This window comes from Nonomuraea sp. 10N515B (assembly GCF_052245915.1).
Taxonomy (GTDB): domain Bacteria; phylum Actinomycetota; class Actinomycetes; order Streptosporangiales; family Streptosporangiaceae; genus Nonomuraea.
In genome coordinates this window covers 1-4,482 of the sequence record NZ_JBQQBQ010000155.1, presented here as the reverse complement: position 1 = coordinate 4,482, position 4,482 = coordinate 1, and the positions used below count along the sequence as shown (strand labels likewise).

6 protein-coding genes are annotated in these 4,482 nt (G+C 66.6%); 3 read left to right on the top strand and 3 right to left on the bottom strand.

The genetic code is table 11. From position 1 onward, the window contains the following. Window positions 1–35 precede the first annotated feature (35 nt). Together ACTWQA_RS58610 and ACTWQA_RS58605 are read right to left on the bottom strand one after the other, a co-directional pair. Window positions 36–698: a hypothetical protein gene (locus tag ACTWQA_RS58610; RefSeq protein ID WP_443167430.1), complete on the bottom strand. Its 663-nt coding sequence runs from the start codon at window positions 696–698 to the stop codon at window positions 36–38. A 3-nt stretch (window positions 699–701) separates the two neighbouring features. Continuing rightward, window positions 702–1,868, bottom strand: a complete 1,167-nt coding sequence (locus ACTWQA_RS58605; protein WP_443167429.1) for a tyrosine-type recombinase/integrase — start codon at window positions 1,866–1,868, stop codon at window positions 702–704. A gap of 142 nt (window positions 1,869–2,010) precedes the next feature. Between ACTWQA_RS58605 and ACTWQA_RS58600 the strand changes: the two genes are divergently transcribed. Together ACTWQA_RS58600 and ACTWQA_RS58595 are read left to right on the top strand one after the other, a co-directional pair. Continuing rightward, window positions 2,011–2,454, top strand: coding sequence for a maleylpyruvate isomerase N-terminal domain-containing protein (locus ACTWQA_RS58600; protein ID WP_443167428.1), 444 nt, complete (start codon window positions 2,011–2,013; stop codon window positions 2,452–2,454). Window positions 2,455–2,461: 7 nt separating this feature from the next. Next, a protein-coding gene (locus tag ACTWQA_RS58595) for an IS5 family transposase (protein ID WP_443167427.1) occupies window positions 2,462–3,336 on the top strand; the annotation gives its coding sequence in 2 pieces (ribosomal slippage) (window positions 2,462–2,837 and window positions 2,837–3,336; 876 coding nt in all). 1 nt (window position 3,337) lies between these two features. Here ACTWQA_RS58595 and ACTWQA_RS58590 read toward each other — a convergent pair. After that, a complete protein-coding gene (locus ACTWQA_RS58590; protein WP_443167426.1) occupies window positions 3,338–3,700 on the bottom strand; it encodes a YybH family protein in 363 nt (120 codons plus the stop codon). Window positions 3,701–3,831: 131 nt separating this feature from the next. Here ACTWQA_RS58590 and ACTWQA_RS58585 point away from each other — a divergent pair, with 131 nt between their 5' ends. Beyond that, a complete protein-coding gene (locus ACTWQA_RS58585) occupies window positions 3,832–4,233 on the top strand; it encodes a hypothetical protein (protein ID WP_443167425.1) in 402 nt (133 codons plus the stop codon). Window positions 4,234–4,482: the final 249 nt, after the last annotated feature.

Genomic DNA, 4,482 nt, shown 5'->3' with positions numbered 1-4,482 from the left:
CCTCACGCAGGTCGAACACCATCTTGACGGCGCGATCACGCAACTCTTGCGGGTACTTCCTCGGTGCGGGCACGACTCCCAGCCTTCCAGTCTTGGGAGCCTCCAACCAACCCGGGGCAGCTCACCTCGTCAGCGACACCGGCTTTCTGGCGGAGCTTCCAGCGTTCGTAGTGGGCGTGGCAGTAGACCGACCGTGTGCCGTCGCGGTCGCGCAGGCAGGCGACGACCGCGCAGGGGCCGTAGCTGAGCAGCGGTGTCACGCTCGGATGCGCGACGAACTCCTGGAGGGGTAGCCGCAAAATCTGTTGCTGCTGGTGGGCGTGCGCGTGACACAACTTGGCCCTGGCGGTTTTCCAAGGACGGCCGCACCCGGCGACGGCGCACCTCCCCAGACCGCTCTTCCTCGATGTCCGGCCGCGGGCGAGAAAGTCCTCCTCGCTCAGCCCGCTGGCGTGGAACCGGTTGGCGCATGAGGAGCACAACCCCAGCTTGGCGCGGGTGCCGACAGTGCAGCCTTCGCTGCGGCAGGCGCGCCAGCCCAGCAGCGGGTGCTCCTGCGAGATGGTCAGAGCCGTCCGGTCGGCGTCCCATCCAATCTCGGTCAGGAACTGTGAGGTCGTCAGGGACGTGTAGAAGTCGATGAGGTCGCTGGCGGTGCCGTCAGAGCGGGGGTGAGTTTCGAGCAGGCTGAGGGGCATCGGTCAGCCCTCGCCCAGGAGACGCGGGCTGGGGACTCGGTCGATCGCGGCGCGCAATCTCTGGGCATCGGGGTGGAGATAGGGCTCAGAGGAGGTAGGCGAGGCATGCCCCATCAGTTCCTGGATCTCATCCAGGGCGGCACCGGCATCGCCGAGATTGCTTCCGAAGGCATGGCGAAGCATGTGGGGATGAAGGTGCCGGTCTAAACCAGCGCGGCGGCTCAGGTCGGTGACCAGGCGGTTGATCGCATCTGGGGGCATGGGAGCGCCCAGCGGTTGTCGAAAGAGGTTGACTAGCACAAAGTCGCTGTCCTCGGCCTGCGGGCAGGCGGCGCGTTCAAGAACATACTGATCGTGAGCCTGGACGACGAGGAAGTCGGCGGGCAAACAACGGCTCGGCCTCGACTTGGACCAGGCTCCGTTGACGTTGTCGCGTCGCACCACATGGAGGTGGGAGCCAGGTACGCGGCAACCCAAGGTAGTGGAATCCGGCAGGAAGTGGATGTCCTCCCGCCGCAGCCCGGTTAGCTGACCACGACGCAGGCCGACACGAGCCATCAGCCCGATGATCAGTCGATCGCGGGCCGAGCGGCAGGCCTGAAACAGTGCCACGATCTCCTCGTTCGTGGCGCGATCGATGTCCGGCTTCGCCTCGCGCATGCGGTGCCGAGCACGCAGTCGAAACCGGGCGTCGATCCCGCGAGCCTCGATGGGTAGGTCGCGTGCGTCCGCCACCTCATAGAGCTGGGCCAGTACCTCCTGCGGCACCTCGCCATAGGAGGCCGCGTGGAGCAGGAAACCGCGAACCGCGGACAGCACCACGTTGACTCGCCGAGCTCCGCGCGCGGGTTCGACGCCTGGCCCGACACGAACCTCGCTGCCGCGCGGGTCCCACTCCGCCTGCGTCGCGGTCGTCGGCGCGTGTTGTAGCCAGGTCATGAACAACCCGATGAAGCCGGCGGCGGACTGCCAGGCACGTCCGGTGCGCTGACACCAGCGCAGGTACAAGCAGATCCCCGAGGCGTACGTCCTCGTTGTCAGCTCGGCGGCGTCTCTCCCGAACCGCAGGTGTCGAAGGTATTCGTCCGCCGCGGGCACCATCGCCATCGACTCGTCCAGCACCGTCCAGTACCGGACGCCCGATGGCAGCGTGACCGGAAACACTTGCATCCATTGCTCCTTGATCAACGGCTGTGAAGCCTACAACTGCAACAACAGCCACAAGAGCAACACCCACTGAGAACTGTTGCGGAGACGAAGAGCAGTAGCTACCGCAACATCACGCCACAGATTCCAGACCCCAAGAGAAGACATGACCGAGCGCCTTCCCGCAGCGGACCTGCGGAACATGGTCGCCGCCCTGCGCGCGGAACGCACCGAGATGCTCGACTTCACGACCAGCCTCAGCGACGACGAATGGACGGCACCCAGTGGCGCGGCGGGATGGCGCATCGCCGACGTCGTCGCCCACATCGGCGCCACAGCGCGTGGCTTCTGCACGCCCGGCGGGCTGCGCGCGGCCTTTGCCCCGAGTCTCGAACAGTTCAACGAAGACCCGGTCGCTCGGCGACGCGACTGGAGCCGGGCGCGGGTCATGGCCGAGTACCAGCTCGCGGGCCGGCGAGCCACCACGCTCCTCGAGGTCGTGCGGCGCACGCCCATCACCCGTGTGCGTGTACCGCTCGCCGAACTCGGTCGGTACCCCCTAGGGCGCGTTTCAGAAGTGGATCAATCGAGTGATCCACTTCTGAGATGATCTTTGTGTGGGTCGAGGGGATTTGACCGCCGCGCAGTGGGCGGTGCTGGAGCCGTTGCTTCCGGTGGGTAAGAAGCCTGGACGTCCGCCAACGTGGACGAAGCGGCAGCTCATTGACGGTATCCGGTGGCGGACGCGGACGGGCGCGCCGTGGCGGGACGTACCCGCCCGGTACGGGTCGTGGCAGACGGTGTACGGGCTGTTTCGCCGCTGGCAGCGGGACGGGACCTGGGCGCGCATCCTCGTCGCGTTACAGGCCCAGGCCGACGCCAAGGGCTTGATCACCTGGGATGTCTCGGTCGACTCCACCATCGCCCGGGCGCACCAGCACGCCGCTGGTGCGGGAAAAAGGGGGATGAACAGAAAGAACCGCCGGGTGGAGTCCGGCACGAGCCGGACGACCACGGGCTCGGCCGCTCGCGCGGCGGACTGACCACCAAGCTGCATCTGGCCGTCGAGCAGGGCCAAAAGCCGCTCTCGCTGGTTATCACCGGCGGGCAGCGCGGCGACTCGCCCCAGTTCCGGCCCGTGCTGGAAGGGATCCGGGTGCCCCGGCTGGGAGGCGGCCATCCGCGCACCCGCCCGGCCCGAGTTCGCGCCGACAAGGCGTACTCCTCCCGCGCCAATCGCTCCTACCTGCGCCGACGCGGGATCAAGTGCACCATTCCGGAGAAGAAGGACCAGGCGGCCCACCGGCTCAAGCGTGGATCGCACGGCGGACGGCCGCCCAAGTTCGATATGGCCGACTATCGCGAGCGCCACGCCGTGGAGTGCGCGATCAACCGGCTCAAGCGCCACCGGGCCGTGGCCACTCGCTATGACAAGCTCGCCGTCCGCTACGAAGCGACCGTACACATCGCCTGCATCAACGAATGGCTCTGACCTACCCCAGAAGGCTGGGCTGGTCGATCATCCACAACCACGTGCCGTCGCATTGGCGGCGAGCCACCTCAACGGTGACACCGCCATCGGCCAGGCGTACCGACGTGAGGGCCAGGTCGCCGTTCTGCAGCGTGGGCTGCTGCTGCCCAGGAGTAAAGGTGGGCTTGTCTGCGACCAGATGTTCATACGCCTGACGGATCTCCCTGCTGCCCGTGGCGACCTGGCCGTTCGGCAATGCGAGCACCGCGTCCGGTTCATACAGAGCCACCAGACCTTCGACGTCGCCCGCATTAAGCCGCTCCACGACGAACCGGCTGAGATCTTCTGGCTGCTCAGCACGCTTCCGGACATCATCGCTGCTCATTACCTATAACTCCCATCGGATCAGGCCACGTTGGTCTCTGACGGCAAGCGATCATGCCAGGCAGGTACGACAAAGCAGTCCCACACGAGACTCTGAGCACTGATCGACTTCCGAAACAGGCCCTAGGCCTGATGATCGGCGGAGCCCTCGTCTTCGACCACCACACCCACCTGCGCCACGACATCGCCCCGGCGCTCGGCCGACCCGTGCCGCCCACCGACGCCGATCGAATGCGGGCGGTCCTTACCTGGATGATCGCCGTGCTGAGCAACCAGGTCGCGCAGGCGCCGGTCACCGGACTCGACACTCGCGTCGCCCTGACCCTCACCGGCCCCGGCGGCGGAACGTGGTGGATCGACGAGGCGGGCGTCCTGACCCCGTCCCACGGCCCGGTCGCCGCGCACGTCACCGCCCCCGCACTGACCTTCCCCGACTGGGGCACACAGCGGTCGTCCTGGCGCGACAGCAATGTGACGATCACTGGCGATGCCGAACTCGCCGCCGGCCTCCTGGACGCCGTCAACGTCATCTGACCGTCGCGCTCGGATTGGCACTGTCACTTTGAATGGCGTTCGGCCAAGCTGATTAGACATCGCTCTCAATGACTGTGCCCTGTTCAGCGATACGCGCCGCTGTCAGGGTTGGCGTCGGCCAGAGAGGAATCGTCAATACCTGTGGATCAAGATCTTTCAGGCGGCTGCCGACTGCTCTTCGATAGCCGGTGATTCCTCGGGCCGCTCGATGAGCTTGCCCTTGCGGAACTTCGCCCCGGCGCGGACCAG

Excerpts from the sequence above, each read along its gene's own strand:
- ACTWQA_RS58610 (WP_443167430.1), bottom strand. The coding sequence starts at position 698 with ATGCCCCTCAGCCTGCTCGAAACTCACCCCCGCTCTGACGGCACCGCC.
- ACTWQA_RS58605 (WP_443167429.1), bottom strand. The coding sequence starts at position 1,868 with ATGCAAGTGTTTCCGGTCACGCTGCCATCGGGCGTCCGGTACTGGACG.
- ACTWQA_RS58600 (WP_443167428.1), top strand. The coding sequence starts at position 2,011 with ATGACCGAGCGCCTTCCCGCAGCGGACCTGCGGAACATGGTCGCCGCC.
- ACTWQA_RS58590 (WP_443167426.1), bottom strand. The coding sequence starts at position 3,700 with ATGAGCAGCGATGATGTCCGGAAGCGTGCTGAGCAGCCAGAAGATCTC.
- ACTWQA_RS58585 (WP_443167425.1), top strand. The coding sequence starts at position 3,832 with ATGATCGGCGGAGCCCTCGTCTTCGACCACCACACCCACCTGCGCCAC.